Raw genomic sequence first — 17,751 nt, 5'->3', positions numbered from 1 at the left:
ACGCTTTACCGATCCTGCTGATGCAGGTTCATGCCCTGCTCCTGGCGGGTGACGTATTCCTGCGAAGGCTCGTCCAGCTTGTCGCCGAGCATTTTCCGCACCGCTACGAAGAACAGCGGGATGAACAGCACGCCGAGCAGGGTGGCGAACAGCATGCCGCCGATCACACCGGTGCCGATTGCGTGGCGTGCGTTGGCACCCGCGCCACTGGAGATGGCCATCGGCAGCACGCCGAGGATGAACGCGAACGAGGTCATCAGAATCGGACGGAAGCGTAAGTGCGCCGCTTCTGCCGCAGCCTCGCGTAAGGTCTTGCCCATCGCGCGCTGCTCCACGGCGAATTCCACGATCAAAATCGCGTTCTTCGCCGCTAGGCCGATCACCGTGATCAAGCCGATTTTGAAGTAGATGTCGTTGGGCAGCCCGCGCAGCAGCGAGAACGCGACTGCGCCGAGCACGCCGATCGGCACCACCAACAGCACCGAGACCGGAATCGACCAACTCTCGTACAACGCTGCCAGGCACAGGAACACCACCACAATCGACAGGACCAGCAGCAGCGTGGCGGTATTGCCGGCGATGATCTCCTGGTAGGACATGCCGCTCCAGTCGAAGCCGAAGCCCTTGGGCAGATCGTTGGTGACGATGTCTTCCATCGCGCTCATCGCCTGGCCGGAGCTGCTGCCCGGGGCCGGGTTGCCGACAATGTTCATCGCCGAATAGCCGTTGTAGCGGCTCAGCGATGGCGAGCCGTACTCCCAGTTCGACTTCACCACGGTGCTCAATGGGATCATCTGGCGCAGGCCGCTATCGTCGGTGGCGGTGCTGCTGGGCACATAGAAATTACGCAGTGACTCCGGACCGGTGCGGAACGGTGCGTCAGCCTGCATGTTGACGCGCTTGATGCGGCCTTCGTAGAAGAAGTCGTTGACGTAGACAGGCGCCAGCAGCAACTGGATGGATTGGTAGATATCGCTGATCGACAGGCCCATCGACTGCGCCTGCACGCGATCCACCTTGAGTTGCAACTGCGGCGCGTTCTCCAGGCCGTTCGGGCGGACTCCGGCCAGCGTGTTCTGACGCTGCGCAGCCTTGCCGAGCAGCATGTTGCGGGCCTGCAGCAGTGCCTCCTGGCCCGCGCCGCTACGGTCCTGCAGCCACATGTCGAAGCCACCGAATTGGCCCAGTCCCTGCACCGTGGGCAGGTTCACCACGAAAATCTGCGCGTCCTTGATGCCGTAGAACATCCCGTTCAATTGCTCGATCAGTTCGCTTGCGGTGACCGTGCGTTCTTCCCAGGGCTTGAGCCGGATGAAGCCCATGCCCACATTCTCGCCACGTCCCAGAAAACTGAAGCCAGTCACCTGCAGCATTCCTTCGACCGCTTTCTGCTGCTGCAATATGCCGCGCATTTGCGCGAATACCTGGTTGGTACGTGCTTTGGTCGCACCCGGCGGCAACTGCACGATTGCCAGAGCGAACCCCTGATCCTCTTCCGGCAGGAAGCTGCCCGGCATGCGCGTAAACAGGAAGCCGCACAGCACCACCAGCAGGGCGAACACCGCCATCCAGCGTGGCGTGTGCCGGATACTGCCGCCGACCGCGCCGACATAGCGCTGCGATAGCTTCTCGTAGCAAGTGTTGAAGGTGCGATAGAGCCAGTTCGGATTGGCGTTGTGTGTCGGCTTGAGGAAGGCCGCGCATAGCGCCGGAGTAAAGCTCAGTGCCAGGAATGCGGAGAAGCCCATCGACATCGCGATGGTGATCGCGAACTGCTTGTAGATCGCGCCGGCAGCGCCAGGCTGCATGGCCGAGGGGATGAACACCGCCGCCAGCACCACGGTGATCGCCACCACCGCGCCAGTGATCTGATTCATCGCCTTGTGCGTGGCTGCCTTCGGTGCCAGATGCTCATCGGACATGATGCGTTCGACGTTCTCGATCACCACGATCGCATCGTCGACCACGATGCCGATCGCCAGCACCATCGCAAACAGGGTCAATTGGTTGATGGTGAAGCCGATGATCCACATGCCGAGGAAGGTGCCCAGCAGCGCCACCGGGATCACCAGCGTGGGGATGATGGTGGCGCGGAAGTTCTGCAGGAATATCAGCATCACCAGGAACACCAGCACGATTGCCTCGGCCAGGGTCTTGACCACTTCCTCAATCGAGATCTTGACGAAGGTGGTGCTCTCGTAAGGCGTGAACCAGGTGACGCCCTGCGGGAAGCTCGGCTGCAGTTCGTCCATCTTGGCCTTGACCGCGGCGGACACATTCAGCGCATTGGCACCCGGTAGCAACTGGATGGCGAAGGCGCCGGTCGGCTTGCCGTTGTACTGGGTGTCGAAGCCGAAGGTGGTCGGGCCGAACGCGACCCGTGCCACGTCTTTCAGTCGCACCACGGTGCCGTTGCCATCGGCGCGCAGGATGATGTTCTCGAACTGCTCGGGCGAGCTGAAGCGGCCCTCGGCGCTGACCGTCGCGGTGAACGACTGCCCTTGCGGTGCTGGATCGGAGCCGATCGAACCGGCGGCGAACTGCACGTTCTGCGCGCGGATCGCGTTGAGCACGTCGCTGGCGGACATGTGGTAACCCTGTAATTTCTCCGGGTTGAGCCAGATATCCATGGCGTATTCGGCACCGAACTGCTGGGTGCTGCCGACGCCGGGCACGCGCGAGATCTGTTCCAGCACGCGCGAGCCGACGATGTCGTTGAGCGCATTGCGGTCGATTGAGGGATTGTCCGAACGTAGCGCGATCACACTGAGGAAGCCCGCGTTGGCTTTGGCTACCACCACGCCCTGGGCGGTCACTTCCGAGGGCAGGCGCGGCGTCGCCAGTGAGACCTTGTTCTGCACCTGTACTTGCGCGATATCCGGGTTGGTCCCAGTCTCGAAGGTGAGGGTGATGCTGGCGCTGCCGTTGGAGGACGAGGACGAGTTGAAGTACAGCAGGTGATCGATGCCGGTCAGTTGTTGCTCGATCACCTGGGTGACCGAGCGCTCGGTGGTGCTGGCGCTGGCGCCGGGGTAGCTGGCGTTGACGATGACCTGCGGCGGTGCGATCGACGGATAAGACTCCACGCCGAGGTTGAGGATGGCGATCACGCCGCTGAGCGAAATCAAGATCGCCACCACCCAGGCGAAGACCGGATGCTCGATGAAGAACTTAGGCATGGCGCAGGTCCGTTACGGCTGTTTCGGCTGGGCGGAAGCGGTCGCGGCGGCCGGCGTGTCGCCGTGCGCCGCGCCCTGCGGTTGGCCACTGCCCGGCTTGGCCGACGCGGGGCCTCCCGGCTGGCTTGGGGTGTCCGCTGTCCACGGTTTGGCGATGGCCGCCGCGCCTTCCTTGACCTTGGGCAGGCCGCTGACCACGATCTGATCGCCAGCCTGTAGGCCGGCGCCGACGATCCAACGGTCGCCCTGTTGGCCGACCAGAGTGAGATCCTTACGCAGCACCTTGCCATCCTTGCCCACTGCCATGGCGTAGGCGCCCTTGGCATCGCGCAACACCGCGACCTGCGGGATCAGATAGACGTCTTTGCGCTGGCCGAGGTTGGCCGTGAAGCTGACGAAGGCGCCCGGCAACAGCACCCGCTCGGGGTTCGGCAACTGCGCGCGCAGCGTCACCGAGCCGGTGCTGGGGTCGACCGTGGCGCCGGAGAAATCCAGGGTGCCTGTATGCGCGTAGGTGCTGCCGTCGCCAAGTTTGACCTGCACCGTGGACTGGTCCTCGGCATTCAGGGTGACGTTGCCAGTGCTCTGTGCCTGACGCAGTTGCGCAAGCTCGTCGGCGTTCATCGAGAAATTGACGTACAGCGGATCGAGTTGGTCGATGGTGGTCAGCAAGGTGGCGCTGCCCTGGCCGACCAGCGCGCCCTCGGTGACCTGCTGCTTGCCGGCGCGGCCGGCGATGGGAGCGGTCACGGTGGCGTAGCCGAGATTGATGCGCGCGGTTTCCACGGCCGCGCTGGCCTGCTGTACCGCTGCCGAGGCACTGCGTTCGTTGGCTTCGGCGGTGTCCAGGTCGGACTTGGACACATAGGCCTTGGGCGCCAGGCTGCGGGCGCGACTGGCGGCGGCCTTGGCATTGGCGTAGGTGGCTTGGGCCGCGGCCAGTTGCCCCTGCGCCGAGGCCAGCGCCGCATGCAGCGGCGCAGGATCGATCTGGAACAGCGGTTGGCCTTGCTCGACGTCGCTACCTTCGATGTAGAGGCGTTTCTCCAGCACGCCGGCAACGCGTGCGCGCACGTCGGCGCTACGGAATGCGGTCAGCCGACCGACCAGTTCGCGTTGCAGCGGCACGGTCTGCGGCTGCGCCTGCAACACGCCCACTTCCGGCGCTGGCATAGCCTGCTCTTGTTCTTGCTTCTTGCACGATGCAAGGGACACCACGACGGCGCAGGTCAGCGCGAGAGCGCGCAATGTGGAGGTCATCTGGGCGATACTCCGGTCAGAATGTGAAGATGCAAGTCGCCATCCAGGGCGATATTTTGCCCGGAACGCAGGCTGCGCACAGCCTCGCGGATGCGGTGGTCGTGTGCTTGACACAACCGGCGGCGGGAGCATGAAAAGAGGCTCATGATTTTGAACTATACCGTCCAGTTTATAATTTGAATAGCCATGACCGCCATACGTTTCACACCTCATCCGGATGGAGTGAGTGGCGCTCGATCATGACGAAGGATGAGTGTGACGGGGCGATTGTGGCTGTTCTGTGGTGCGCTGGCGCTTGACGGTATGGAACGATCTGGTTTGCGATGTAGCACCTGATTGACAGGTGTCGCCAGTACAATCTTGGCCTTACTATCGAGCATCGTTGCAGCTCTCCGCCATGAAGCCTAAAAACGTCGCTCCCCGTTCCAGCAAGTCCTCGGTCGCCGCCCGTCAGCCAGCGACTCCATCCGTTGCCAAACCAGCATCCAAGTCGAAAGCCAAGCCTGCGGCGACCTCGCGCAAGCCTGTGCCGGTCGTGGAGGCCATGGCCAAGGTGATCGATGCCGCACCGATAGCGGCGGCGGGTTTCAGTTTGGGGCCGGTGTTCGCCGCGCTGCGCAAGCGCTACCCCGCCGCTCGCCAGGAGCAGGCGCAGGCCTTTGCCGAGGCGTTCTACAGGCGTATGGAGGAGGACGAATTCCCGCACCATATCCCGCAGGAATGGGCCGCCTTGGCCGCCTCGATGCTGGAATTCGCGCGCAAGCGCAAACCCGGAACGGCCAACGTGCGGGTGTTCAATCCGACGCTGCGAGACGATGGCTGGGAGTCCACCCACACCGTGCTGCAGATCGTCAACGACGACATGCCATTCCTGGTCGATTCGGTGAGCATCCTGCTCTCGGACCTGGGCATCGGCGTGCATGTCCTTGGCCATCCGGTGTTGCGCATGCAACGCGACAAGAACGGCGCGTTGGAAAGCATCGGCGAAGGCAAGCCGGAATCGCTGATGGCGCTGGAGATTGATCGCCAGCCACCGGAGGAAATGCCACGGGTGCAGGCGGCGATCCAGCGCATTCTCGGCGAGGTGCGCACCATCGTGCGCGATTGGGGTGGCATGCGCGAGAAGATGCTGACCCTGGCCGACGACCTGACCACGCGGCGTTTCCCGGTAGACGACAAGGGCCGGCGCGAGGCGCAGGAGTTCCTGCGGTGGGCTGCGGCCGACCATTTCACTTTCTTCGGCTACCGCGAGTACCGGGTGGAAAAGCAGGGCGGCGAAGACATGCTGGCGCCGTTGCAGGATAGCGGCCTGGGTCTTCTGCGTGGTCAGGACAAGTCGCCGGCGCGTCCGGTGCGCACGCTTGCCGCGCAGGGCCTCAGTGAGGCAGGCACCAAGGATGCCTTGATCCTGACCAAGACCAACGCGCGCTCGCGGGTGCACCGCAGTGGCTACATGGACTATATCGGCGTGTTGGAGTTCGATGCCAAGGGACGCATCATTGCCGAGCAGCGTTTCCTCGGCATGTTCACTTCCAGCGCCTACAACCGCCGCCCATCGGAAATCCCGCTGGTACGCGAGCGCTACGACTACGTGATGCGCAAATCCGAGCTGACTCCGAGTAGCCACAGTGGCAAGGCCTTGCGCCACATTTTGGAGACGCTGCCGCGCGAGGAGCTGTTCCAATCCAATGAGGAAGAACTGTACCGCACCGCGATGGGCATCCTCGGCCTGCAGGAGCGGGTACGTAGTCGCTTGTTCCTGCGCCGCGACAAGTACGGTCGCTTCATTTCTGCGTTGGTGTACATCCCGCGCGAACGCTTCAATACCGATGTGCGCCTACGCATCGAGGCACTGCTGAAGGACGCGCTGCATGCCGAGTACATCGACGCCAACGTGGTGCTGGGCGAATCGCCGTTGGCGCAGTTGCACCTGATTGCGCGGCCAAAGCTGGGCGAGGCGCTGGAATTTGATACCACCGAATTGGAGTCGCGCCTAGCGCACCTGTTGCGCAACTGGCACGACGATTTGCGCGAGGCGTTGGTTGCCAACTGCGGCGAGCGCGATGGTTTGCGTCTGGCGGCCGGTTATGGCCGCGCGCTGCCGGCCGGTTACATCGAGGAATCGACCGCGCAGATCGCCGCACGCGATGTCGAACGCCTGGCCGCGCTGCGTGGTCCGGAAGACCTGCATCTGAGCTTGCAGGCGTTGTACCGCGACGGCAGCGACAGCCTGCGTCTGAAACTCTATCGTCAGCACGACGATTTGCCGCTGTCGGACGTGTTACCGATGCTGGAGAACCTGGGGCTGCGGGTGATTTCCGAGCGTCCCTATCGGCTCACCGTGGATGGGACGCCGTTGTCCATCCAGGATTTCGAGGTTGTGCCACTGGCTGGCATGATCGACGTGGACACTGCCGATGCACCGCTGTGCGAGGCATTCGTGCGGATCTGGCGCGGCGAGGCCGAGAACGATGGCTTCAATCGCCTGATCGTCGGCGCAAGCCTGAGTTGGCGCCAAGTGGCGATCCTGCGCGGTTATTACAAGTATCTGCTACAGACCGGGGTGCCGTTCTCGCAGGTCTACGTCGAGGCGACCTGCAACGGCTACCCACTGTTGGCGCGTTTGTTGGTGGAATTGTTCGAGGCACGCTTCGATCCGGCGACCGGCAGCCAGAGCAAGGCGCAAATCGCCGATGGTCAGGCGGCACTGTCGGCGCAATTGTGGCCGCTTGCCAAGGGCGAGGAGGTCGCGCTGAAAGCGCTACAGCCAGTGATCGACGCGCGCAGCGGCAGCCGCGAGGCACAACTGGAGGCGGTCGGTGCGGCGCTGTTGAAGTTGTTCGATCAGGTCGCCAGCCTGGATGAGGATCGTATCCTGCGCAGCTTCAAGGGCGTGATCGAAGCGACGCTGCGCACCAGCTATTACCAGCGCACTGCCGAGGGTGGGCTGGGGCATTGCATCAGCTTCAAGTTGGATTCGTCGATGGTGCCGGACCTGCCAAAGCCGCGTCCGTATCGCGAGATCTTCGTCTACAGCCCGCGCGTGGAAGGCGTGCACTTGCGCTTCGGTGCGGTAGCGCGTGGCGGCTTGCGTTGGTCGGACCGTCGCGAGGATTTCCGCACCGAGGTCCTTGGTCTGGTCAAGGCGCAGATGGTCAAGAACACGGTCATCGTGCCGGTGGGTGCCAAGGGCGGTTTCTTCTGCAAGCGCCCGCCCGCTGGCGGCGAGCGCGATGCGGTGCTGGCCGAAGGGATCGCCTGCTACAAGTTGTTCATCCAGAGCCTGCTGGACATTACCGATAACATCGTGGGCGGCAAGATCGTGCCGCCGCCGCAGGTAGTGCGCCACGACCAGGACGATCCGTATCTTGTGGTCGCCGCGGACAAGGGCACGGCCACGTTCTCCGATATCGCCAATGGGTTGGCGCTGGACCACGGCTTCTGGCTCGGCGATGCGTTCGCCTCTGGTGGTTCGGTGGGCTATGACCACAAAGGCATGGGCATCACTGCGCGCGGTGCCTGGGAATCGGTCAAGCGTCACTTCCGCGCGCTGGGCCGCGATTGTCAGAGCGAGGACTTCAGTTGTGTGGGGATCGGCGACATGTCCGGCGATGTGTTCGGCAACGGCATGCTGTTGTCGGAGCATTTGCGCCTGCTGGCCGCGTTCGACCATCGGCATATTTTTCTGGATCCGAACCCGGACACGGCGGCGGCGTTCGCCGAACGCGAGCGGTTGTTCAAACTGCCACGTTCGAGTTGGGCTGACTACGACGCCAAGCGGATCAGTGCCGGCGGCGGTGTCTATCCGCGCACCCTCAAGTCGATCGAGATCAGCGCGCCGGTACGCGCCGCGCTGGGTCTTGAGCCTGGAATCAAGCAACTGTCGCCCAACGAGCTGATGCACGCCATCCTCAAGGCGCCGGTGGATCTGTTCTGGAATGGCGGCATCGGCACCTATGTCAAAGCCACCAGCGAGACCCATGGCGATGTCGGCGACCGTGCCAACAACGGCCTGCGCGTCAACGGTGGCCAATTGCGCTGTCGGATCGTGGGCGAGGGCGGTAATCTGGGCCTGACTCAGCTTGGCCGTATCGAAGCGGCGCAGACGGGGGTGCTGCTCAATACCGACTTCATCGACAACTCGGCCGGTGTGGACACCTCCGACCACGAGGTCAACATCAAGATCCTGCTCAACGATGTGGTGCAGGCCAAGAAACTGACGCTGCAGGCACGCAACACGCTGTTGGCCTCGATGACCGGAGAGGTCGCCGAGCTGGTGTTGTGGGACAACATCCGCCAGAACCAGGCGCTTAGCCTGATGGAGCGGATGAGCGTCAAACGCCTGGGATCCAAGCAGCATTTCATCCGCACCCTGGAAGCGCAGGGGCTGCTTGATCGACAAATCGAATATCTGCCTTCGGATGCGGAGATTTCCGCGCGCAAGGCACGCGGTCAGGGTCTGACCCGGCCGGAGTTGGCGGTGCTGTTGTCCTACTCCAAACTGGTCACGTTCCAGCAACTGCTGGAATCGGACATCCCCGAGGATCCTTACCTGTCCAAGGAGCTGCAACGTTACTTCCCACGGCCGCTGCAGAAAAAGTATGCCGATGCGATGGAGCGGCACCGCCTCAAGCGCGAGATCATCGCCACTGCGGTGACCAACACCACCATCAACCGCATGGGGGCCACCTTCCTGATGCGGATGCAGGAGGACACCGGCCGCAGCATTGCCGAGGTCGCCAAGGCCTATACCATCAGCCGCGAGACGCTGGATGCGCGCGCGTTGTGGACGCAGATCGATGCGCTCGACGGCAAGGTGCCCGAATCGGTGCAGATCGATGCCCTGGAAGTGATCTGGACATTGCAGCGGGCGTTCGTGCGCTGGCTGTTGTTCCGTCCGGGCACGATGCCCGGTATCACCGCGGCGGTAGAGCGCTACCACGAGCCGTTCAACGCCATTCGTGTCGCCTCCGGGGTATTGCCGGAAACGCAGCGGCCACTGTACGAGGCGCTGGTGCAGCAGTGGCAGGACAAGGGGTTGCCTGCGGCGTTGGCGCAGCAGTTGTCCGAACTGCGCTTCCTGGAGCCGGCATTTGACATCATCGAAATGGCGCGTACCCGCAAGCTCAAGCCGGTGGAGGTGTCGAAGGTACATTTCCGCCTCGGCGAGGCGCTGCAGTTGCCGTGGTTGTTAGAGCAAATCGACGCGTTGGAAGTCAACGGGCGCTGGCATGCGGTGGCCCGTGGCGTGCTCCGCGACGAATTGGCCAAGCAGCACAGCGCGCTGGCTGGGCAAGTGCTGGCCGTGCCGGGTGCCAACGCCGAAGTCAAGGTGCAACAGTGGTTGCAGCGCGACGACAGTAGTCTGCGCTTCACCTTGAGCATGCTGCAGGAGTTGGCGGCGCAGAAGACTCTGGATTACCCGACGTTGTCGGTGGCGGTGCAGCGTCTGAGCCAACTGGCGGTGCATGCGGTGTAACCCGCATGCTCAGGCCCGTGCGTGCGGGTCTGCGCCGAGCGTTCGTTCGTAGACGATCGTGAGCGTGGGGCGTTTTGTCTCTGCCTCGCGGCGTTGCTGCCTGCTGCGTATCTGGAAAGTGCCGCATTGCTCCAGGTGGAGCGCAATGCTCCGGTCCACAGGCCGATTGGCTGAGTCGCCCACGCCGCTGCTGGAAGTGGGCGGCTGTGGTGTTTCGGTACCTCGTGGTGATGCGGGTTGCGCTCGCGGTGCGACAATGTTTTAAACATGGTTTTATGCGGCGACGCAGTCATGCCAGGCCGGTTATGATCGGCGCGATGAATGCCCCTTTATTGCCGTCTTCGCCCCGGATCTGTTTCCTCGCCAGTGCCACGCCGGAGGCGCAGCAGGCGCATGCGCAGTTGGTTGCGCGCTATGGCGATTACGAGCCGGTTGTGGCCGATGTGCTGTGCGCGCTCGGCGGCGATGGATTCATGTTGCAAACCTTGCATCGCCACGGCGGAATGGGAAAGCCGGTATTCGGCATGAAGTTGGGCACGGTCGGTTTCTTGATGAATCAATTTCGTGCCGAGGACTTCCTGGCGCGTTTGTCTTTGGCCGAACCGGCCAAGCTGCGACCGCTGGAAATGTTGGCGCAAACCGAATCCGGCGCCACCACTGGCTCGTTGGCCTACAACGAGGTCTCACTGCTGCGGCAGACCCGTCAGGCGGCGCATGTGAGCATCGATCTCAACGGCCAGACCAAGATCGATGAGCTGATCGGCGACGGCGTGATGGTCGCCACGCCGGCCGGTAGCACCGCTTACAACTCTTCGGCGCATGGGCCGATTCTGCCATTGGGCTCGCATACCCTGGCGTTGACACCGATTGCCCCATATCGGCCACGGCGTTGGCGTGGTGCGATCCTCAAGGCCGATACCGAAGTGCGCATTCGGGTCCTGGATCCCTACAAGCGTCCGGTCAGCGTCACCGCCGACTCGCACGAAACCCGCGACGTGGTCGAAGTGACCATCCGTGAATCGCGCGATCGGCTGGTCACGCTGCTATTCGATCCGGAACACAATTTGGAAGAGCGGATCCTGAGCGAGCAGTTCATTGTGTGAGCGTGAACGTGGAGCTGCAGCTTCGCTCAGGCGCTGCAGTGCGTTCGGCGCGCATTGCGCAGGCTCGGCTACACTGGTGCGGTTGGATGTTTCCCGAGTCCTGAGTTTCGAGTTCCCAGTCCATGCCTGACAATGCTCCCCGTCTGCTCACTGTCGCGATTACCTCGCGTGCGCTGTTCGACTTGGAAGAAGGCCATGCCTTGTTCGAACGCGAGGGGGTTCAGGCGTATAGCGTCTATCAGCGCGAACGCGAGGACGATGTGCTCCTGCCAGGAGTGGCCTTCCCGGTGGTACGCAAGCTATTGGCGCTGAACCAGGGCACGCCGCCGGAGACTCCGCCGGTGGAGGTGATCCTGCTCTCGCGCAACTCCGCCGACACCGGTCTGCGCATCTTCAATTCGATCCAGCATTACGGCTTGGGCATCGTCCGCGCGACGTTCACCTCCGGCGAAGCGACCTGGCCCTATGTCAAACCGTTCGGTACCGATTTGTTCCTGTCGGCCAATCCGGAATCGGTGCGGCGTGCGCTCAGTCATGGGGTTGCCGCGGCGACGATCCTGCCCAAGCCACCGGGCGAACATGCGCAGGAAGCGGCTGTGGCGGCCGGTGCGCTGGACGCTGGACGTCTGTCCACGCAGTTGCGCATCGCCTTCGATGGCGATGCGGTGATCTTCGGCGACGAGGGCGAGCGACTCGCGCGCGAGCAGGGCGTGGAGGCATTCGGTCGCTACGAGCGCGAAAACGCACGCCAGCCGCTGACCGGCGGTCCGTTCCGCAATTTCCTATCGGCTTTGCAGGCCTTGCAATCGGCATTTCCGGCCGGTGATGCCTCGCCGATCCGCACGGCATTGGTCACCGCGCGCTCGGCGCCAGCGCACGAGCGTGTGATTCGCACGCTGCGCGACTGGGGTGTGCGCCTGGATGAAGCCTTGTTCCTCGGCGGCCGTCATAAGGGGCCGTTTCTGCAGGCGTTCGGCGCGGACATCTTCTTCGACGATTCGCAGCACAACATCGACAGTGCCGCGCGCGAGCGGGTCGCCGCCGGTCATGTGCCGCATGGGGTAGCCAACGATATTGCCACGCCGTAAGCGCTACGGCGCGTGCGGGTCCGCTACATTGCGCTGGTGTGTGGTGTAGGCGAGGTTGCCGAGGTCTGTCGCAGCAAACCCGCCATTTACAGTGGTAACAGAATGTTGCTGAGTTTCCAGTGCAGGCCATCGCGGGTGAACACGCACGGCACGGCAGTGCCATCTTTCGTGTGTATCGTGGCGACGAAGCGTGAGGTCGACTCGAAGCGTTGTTCGGCCTGTTGCAGTGGCTGTGGTGGACGCGGCGCGGCATAGGTGTCGCCGCCGACGGTATCGCCGCTGGCGCGTTTCCACAGCGCATCGCCCTGCAGCAGCGCGCCGATGCCGGCCGGTGTGACCAGCGCATCCACGCTCATGCCACCGACGCTGCCGGCCAGCGACAACAACGCGCCACCGAACAGGTTTGCTTGCATGTCGGGTCCGGCGCGGCGCAACAGCGCATCGTCCAATTGTGCTTTCAGATTGACCCGCAGCGTAGGGAAGTCGACATAGTTCTCCAGCGCGGCGGCATCGCGCTGGCGCAGCGCCTGTTCGATCCCGTGGATCGCCAGATACGGACCGGCGACGATGTAGCCGCCGAGCCCCACCAGCGCGAACAACAGCAACGCCAGCCATTTCTTCATCGCATGTCTCCGGGTGTGCGGGTGTCGTTGTCGCGATGGGTTTTCAGAATTCCAGATCCAGCGCCGCGCACAGGTAATCCACGAACGGCCCCAGCGTGCGCAGGTCGGTGGCGATCTGCGCGCGCAGCTTTGGCCCGGTCATGGCCGCATCGTCGAGGTGGCGCCAGAACACCCAGTTCTTGTGCTTGAGATCGTCGATGAACGGGAATTCGGCCGGAAAGCCGCGCGGTGGTCGCACCAAGACTTCGCTTTCTTCAAGCTCGAAGCGTCGACGCAGCGACGGCGCGTGCGCGGCGCTCTTCCAACTGCCGGGATTGTCGAAGATAAACTGACGCACCTTGCGCTGTGTCTCCGGTTCCGGATGCCAGAGCCCGGCGCCGACGAAGCTCTCGCCCGGCTCCAGGTGGATGTAGAACGATGGCGCCGGCACTTGCTTGCGTCGTGCGTGGAACAGGCGCGCACCCTGCCAGGTCTTGTAGGGCGATTTGTCGTGGGAAAAGCGCGCGTCGCGGTGGATGCGCAACAGCGAGCCGCCCACGCCGCGCGGGTCTGCGCGGAAATGTTCGCTGAGCTGGGCCAAGTCAGGCTGTAAATCGACGATCAGGCGCAGGAACGGCTGACGCACATGTTCTTCGTATTGATGCCGATTGGCGTTGAACCAGGTCTTGTCATTGTGCCGGGCCAGGGCACGCAGAAATTTGAGGCTGGCGTCGCTGAAATAGCTGGTCATAGGGTGCGTTGCAGGTCTTGGCTCCAAGCGGCCAATTGGTCGAGCAGAATGTGCTTGGTAGCATCTTCAGGGTGAGCTAGACGTAAATCGGTCAGTTGCGCGGCATAGCGCTCGAAGGTCAACTCGGACAGGCCGTTATCGACTTGCAAGCGCTGGCGTCGGTAATCGTCCCAGCGCGTCTGTTCGGCGCTCGATAGCGTCTGCGGCCAGTTGCGCGCGCGGTAGCGGAACAACAGTTCGGGCAGGCGTGGATCGCGCAGGCTGCGCTCCAGTGGCGCCAACTGTGTTGGTGCCGTCGCCCGTATTTGTGCCATTGCGCGCTTATCCGTATCGGCCAGAAAGCCATCGTAGAGGGAGGCATCGACGTCGGCGGGTGCGCTGGCTCGCTCGCTGGCGAAGACGCGGCGTACCTTTTCCGCCAGGCTCGGGCCGGCCTCGCGCAAGCGCGCGGCCTTGGCCTGCGCTTGTACCGGGTCGATGCCCAGTCGTTCGAATTCGGCCTCGCGCAGATGCGCCCACGCGACCAAGGCTGGTGCCTTGTTCAGATGCACTTCCTTGAGCGGGATGCGTTGCTCGCCCTCGGGCAGGTCCGCTTGCGGGGTGTAGAGACGGTCGGCGATTTCTTCCGGTGTGCAGCGCAATAGTGCGTCGATGTCGCCTTCCAGGTCGAACACCACCACCCGGCTGTCGATGCGCGGGTGTCGCGTCAGCGGCAGCACTGGGGCGGCACACAGACGCGAGGCTGGGTAGCGCATCGATACATGCAGGACCGGTTGCATCGCGGTCACGTCCAGCAGGCTGGCGCAGAAACGTTTGTCGCGCAGTTTCAGTGCGTAGTCCCACAAGCGCGGTTGGCAGCGACGGAAATGTCGGGCCATGCCGATGGTGGCGTAGACGTCGGAGAGCGCCTCGTGCGCGTCGCCGTCGCGCACGCCATTGGCGAGCGCCAACTGCTCCAGCTTGAACGAGGTGGCGCCATCTTCGCGCTGCGGCCAGACGATGCCATCCGGGCGCAGGGCGTGCATCAGCCGCAACATGTCCAGCAGGTCCCAGCGCGAATTACCACCGCGCCATTCGCGCTCGTAGGGATCGTGGAAGTTGCGGAACAGGCCGTGGCGGATGAATTCGTCATCGAAGCGCAGCGAGTTGTAGCCCAAGGTGCAGGTCTGTGGCCGCGCCATCTGCTCGACGATGCGCGCGAACGCGTCGGCTTCGTTGATGCCTTCGCGCAGCGCTTGCTGTGGGGTGATGCCGGTGATAAGCGTGGCGACCGGAGAGGGCAGCAGGTCGTCGGCTGGCTGCACGAAGAAACTGATTGGTTCCTCGATCTGATTCAGTGCCGCGTCGGTCCGCACCGCCGCGAACTGGGCGATTCGTGTGCGTCGTGGGTCGGCACCGAAGGTTTCCAGGTCGTAGAACAGAAAGCTGTCTGGCATGGTTGCATCGTGATGGTGTGGGCGAGTGTGCGTCGTGAACCCAGCCAATCCGTGGAGGTGTGGTGATTGGTGGGATTCTGGCTGGCCTTGGTGCGATCCGCCGCGATGGACGTTGCTGCTCGCGCGGCCAAGGCTGCGCCCATCAGGGTAAGCCAGATCGTCTCAGCGTGCGCCCTCCAGCGGTGTCAGGCGCGCATGCACGGTGCGTTCCAGCCAGTTCCAGTCGATTCGGCTCAAATCGCAGTGGCCCTGCGTCGCCTGCACCAGGATGTCGCGTTGGATCTGGCTGCGTTCGAGCACTTGCGCATATCCCGTGCGCAGGAAGGTGACCATGCTGTAGTGCGGCACGAAGCGGGTCGGATAGCGTGCTTGCAGTGCCTGTTCCAATTCGCGTTGCAGCAGGAAACCGCTATCGCCGACGCGGTCGCGCATTTCGATGTAGTTTTCCAGCGCCATCTGTTGGATGGCCCCGGCGTTGGGTTTGCGCTCGGCTTCGAATGCGGCGTAGGCACGGGCAAGGTCCGGTTCGCGTTGTAGATGTGCGGCCAGGGCCACGCAGTCTTCGAAGGCGCAATTCATGCCTTGCCCGTGGAACGGCACCATCGCGTGCGCTGCATCGCCGAGCAGCACCGCGCGTGCGCCCAGGTGCCAGCGCTCCAGGCACAGCGTGCCGAGCAGGCCAGGTGGATGCTGTTCCCAGTGTTCGGCCAGTTGCGGCATCAGCGGCAGCGCATCGGCGAAGTCGCGCGCGAACAGCGCCACTGCCTCTTTGCCGCTACGGATGTTGGCGAAGCTTGGCTCGCCCTTGTTGGGCAGAAACAAGGTAACGGTGAAGGTGCCTTCGTGATTGGGCAGGGCGATGCACATGTAATGGCCGCGCGGCCACACGTGCAAGACGTTGGGCTCGATGCAGAAGCTGCCATCGGCGGCGGGAGGGATTTCCAGTTCCTTGTAGGAATGGTCGAGGAATTCGATGTGCTCGGCCATCGGCGCCTGACGTTGCATCGCCCTGCGCAGCGCCGAGCCGGCGCCATCGGCACCGATCATGCTATCGAAATGGATGTCGTGCGGCTGGTCGTTACGGTCGTCGATGAAGCGCGCGTAGCCAGCGTCGAAATCCACCGTGTGCAGGCGGTGGTAGAAGTGGATGCGCGCACCGGCCTGCTCGGCCAACTGCAGCAGGGTGATGTTGAGATCCTTGCGGTGCACCGACCAGATCACTTCGCTGTCGTCGCGCCCGTAGCGCTGCAACTGCGCTTGCCCATCGGCAAGGTGCACCATGCGCCCGCGCATCATCACCGCCTTGGCCATCACCGCGGTGTCCGCGCCGGCTTGGCGCAACGCATGCAGGCCGCGCTCGGCCAGGGCCATGTTGATCGAGCGACCACGCTCGTAATCGTGGATGCGCGGATCGCCACGGCGTTCGTACACGGTGACCTGCCAGCCTTGGCGTGAGAGCAGGATGGCAAGCAGGGAGCCGGCTAAGCCAGCGCCGATCAGGGTGATGTTGCGAGAAGAGTGATTCAATGCGGTGTCCGACAGAGACGCGGCGAGGTGCCGCGCAGGAAGGCGCGGCTCAGAGGCCGGCCCAGGTTTCCACGGCTTCGACGAAGCGGTAGACATCGTGATACTGGTTGTACAGTGGGACCGGGCTGATGCGGATGACGTCCGGCTCGCGCCAGTCGCCGAGAACGCCGACCGATTGCAGGTATTCGAACAACGAGCGGCCACGCGCGCGACCACCGGCCACGCGTAACGACAGTTGGCAGCCGCGTTGCGCCGGATCGGAGGGGGTGAGGATCTGCAAGGTGTTGGCCAGTCGTGCGTGGATCAGCGTCTCCAGGTAACCGGTGAGTTGTTGCGATTTGTGCCGCAATGCGGGCATGCCGGCGCGTTCGAACAATTCCAGCGAGGCGCGTAGCGGCGCCATGCTCAGGATCGGCGGATTGCTGAGTTGCCAGCCGTCGGCACCCGGCGCGGCGACGAAGTCCCGCTGCATTTGAAACCGACTGCGCTTATCGTGGCCCCACCAGCCGGCAAAACGCGGGGTATCGCCATGCCCATGCCGCTCATGCACGAAGGCACCGGCGATCGCACCGGGGCCGGCGTTGAGATACTTGTAATGGCACCACACCGCAAAATCCGCGCCGATGTCGTGCAGATGCAGTGGGAGGTTGCCGATCGCGTGGGCCAGGTCGAAGCCCAGCGCCGCGCCGGCCTTGCGCGCCAACTGCGCCACTGCGGCCAGATCGAAGGCCTGACCGGTGCGGTACTGCACGCCGGGCCATAGCACCAGCGCCAGGCGCGGTGCGTGTTCCTCGATGGTGCGCGCGATCGCCTCCAGCGACACCGTGCCGTCGGCGCTGTCGGGCTGTACTTCGATCAGGTCGGTTGCCGGATCGAAGCCATGGAAGCGGATCTGCGAGACGACCGCATGCCGGTCGGAGGGGAATGCACCGGCTTCGATCAAGATCGCCGGGCGCTCGCGGGTCGGGCGGTAGAAGCTGACCATCAGCAGGTGCAAGTTCACCGTCAGCGTGTTCATCGCCACCACTTCGTGTGGTTGCGCACCGACCAGGCGCGCCAGTGGCGTGGCGAGTAATTCGTGGTAGCTCATCCACTGCGTCGCGCCGTTGAAATGTCCTTCCACGGCCAGGGTCGACCATGTGTCCAGCACTTCCTGCACGGCGGCGCGCGCGCTGCGTGGCTGCAAGCCCAGAGAGTTGCCGACGAAATAGGCCTGGTCGCTGCCTTGATGCTGTGGGAACAGGAATTGCTGCCGTAGCGCATGCAGCGGATCGGCGGCGTCGAGGGCGATGGCGTGCTGGCGGGACAGGGGCGCGTGCATCGGCG

10 protein-coding genes are annotated in these 17,751 nt (G+C 63.6%); 3 read left to right on the top strand and 7 right to left on the bottom strand.

Features of this window, described 5'->3' with window-relative positions:
- Positions 1-5: 5 nt before the first annotated feature.
- Entirely contained in the window at positions 6-3,179 is a 3,174-nt protein-coding gene (locus XALGPE39_RS07745) for a multidrug efflux RND transporter permease subunit (RefSeq protein ID WP_045727683.1), read from the bottom strand.
- Positions 3,180-3,191: 12 nt separating this feature from the next.
- Positions 3,192-4,439 (bottom strand): efflux RND transporter periplasmic adaptor subunit, encoded by a 1,248-nt coding sequence (locus tag XALGPE39_RS07740; protein WP_045727682.1) that lies wholly within the window; start codon positions 4,437-4,439, stop codon positions 3,192-3,194.
- A 397-nt stretch (positions 4,440-4,836) separates the two neighbouring features.
- Between XALGPE39_RS07740 and XALGPE39_RS07735 the strand changes: the two genes are divergently transcribed.
- From XALGPE39_RS07735 to XALGPE39_RS07725, 3 genes are all read left to right on the top strand, one after another.
- A complete protein-coding gene (locus tag XALGPE39_RS07735; protein WP_045727681.1) occupies positions 4,837-9,918 on the top strand; it encodes an NAD-glutamate dehydrogenase domain-containing protein in 5,082 nt (1,693 codons plus the stop codon).
- A gap of 332 nt (positions 9,919-10,250) precedes the next feature.
- Positions 10,251-11,021 carry an NAD kinase gene (locus XALGPE39_RS07730; protein ID WP_152624957.1) on the top strand — a complete coding sequence of 257 codons (771 nt, stop codon included), beginning with the start codon at positions 10,251-10,253 and terminating at the stop codon, positions 11,019-11,021.
- Between the two features lie 122 nt (positions 11,022-11,143).
- Positions 11,144-12,109, top strand: coding sequence for a 5'-nucleotidase (locus tag XALGPE39_RS07725; RefSeq protein ID WP_045727679.1), 966 nt, complete (start codon positions 11,144-11,146; stop codon positions 12,107-12,109).
- Between the two features lie 86 nt (positions 12,110-12,195).
- Here the strand turns inward: XALGPE39_RS07725 and XALGPE39_RS07720 are convergent, their stop codons facing one another.
- From XALGPE39_RS07720 to kynU, 5 genes are all read right to left on the bottom strand, one after another.
- The gene (locus XALGPE39_RS07720) at positions 12,196-12,732 is read right to left on the bottom strand and encodes a DUF2939 domain-containing protein (protein WP_045727678.1); all 537 of its coding nucleotides are present in this window, start codon (positions 12,730-12,732) and stop codon (positions 12,196-12,198) included.
- A gap of 43 nt (positions 12,733-12,775) precedes the next feature.
- Positions 12,776-13,462 carry a DUF2461 domain-containing protein gene (locus tag XALGPE39_RS07715; protein WP_045727677.1) on the bottom strand — a complete coding sequence of 229 codons (687 nt, stop codon included), beginning with the start codon at positions 13,460-13,462 and terminating at the stop codon, positions 12,776-12,778.
- Positions 13,459-14,898, bottom strand: coding sequence for an exodeoxyribonuclease I (gene sbcB, locus XALGPE39_RS07710; protein WP_045727676.1), 1,440 nt, complete (start codon positions 14,896-14,898; stop codon positions 13,459-13,461). Before sbcB ends, XALGPE39_RS07715 begins: the two co-directional genes overlap by 4 nt.
- A gap of 162 nt (positions 14,899-15,060) precedes the next feature.
- Positions 15,061-16,425 (bottom strand): NAD(P)/FAD-dependent oxidoreductase, encoded by a 1,365-nt coding sequence (locus XALGPE39_RS07705; protein ID WP_045727675.1) that lies wholly within the window; start codon positions 16,423-16,425, stop codon positions 15,061-15,063.
- A gap of 49 nt (positions 16,426-16,474) precedes the next feature.
- Complete coding sequence (gene kynU / locus XALGPE39_RS07700; protein WP_045727674.1) at positions 16,475-17,746, bottom strand: kynureninase; 1,272 nt, start codon at positions 17,744-17,746, stop codon at positions 16,475-16,477.
- Between the last annotated feature and the right edge of the window lie 5 nt (positions 17,747-17,751).

Source organism: Xanthomonas sp. GPE 39 (assembly GCF_000963005.1).
Taxonomy (GTDB): domain Bacteria; phylum Pseudomonadota; class Gammaproteobacteria; order Xanthomonadales; family Xanthomonadaceae; genus Xanthomonas_A.
The sequence above is the reverse complement of the archived record's forward strand: the minus strand, read 5'-3'. Positions and strand labels throughout refer to the sequence as shown.

Bases quoted from the DNA above. Each gene is read 5' to 3' on its own strand.
- XALGPE39_RS07745 (WP_045727683.1), bottom strand. From the start codon at position 3,179: ATGCCTAAGTTCTTCATCGAGCATCCGGTCTTCGCCTGGGTGGTGGCG.
- XALGPE39_RS07740 (WP_045727682.1), bottom strand. From the start codon at position 4,439: ATGACCTCCACATTGCGCGCTCTCGCGCTGACCTGCGCCGTCGTGGTG.
- XALGPE39_RS07735 (WP_045727681.1), top strand. From the start codon at position 4,837: ATGAAGCCTAAAAACGTCGCTCCCCGTTCCAGCAAGTCCTCGGTCGCC.
- XALGPE39_RS07725 (WP_045727679.1), top strand. From the start codon at position 11,144: ATGCCTGACAATGCTCCCCGTCTGCTCACTGTCGCGATTACCTCGCGT.
- XALGPE39_RS07720 (WP_045727678.1), bottom strand. From the start codon at position 12,732: ATGAAGAAATGGCTGGCGTTGCTGTTGTTCGCGCTGGTGGGGCTCGGC.
- XALGPE39_RS07715 (WP_045727677.1), bottom strand. From the start codon at position 13,462: ATGACCAGCTATTTCAGCGACGCCAGCCTCAAATTTCTGCGTGCCCTG.
- sbcB (WP_045727676.1), bottom strand. From the start codon at position 14,898: ATGCCAGACAGCTTTCTGTTCTACGACCTGGAAACCTTCGGTGCCGAC.
- kynU (WP_045727674.1), bottom strand. From the start codon at position 17,746: ATGCACGCGCCCCTGTCCCGCCAGCACGCCATCGCCCTCGACGCCGCC.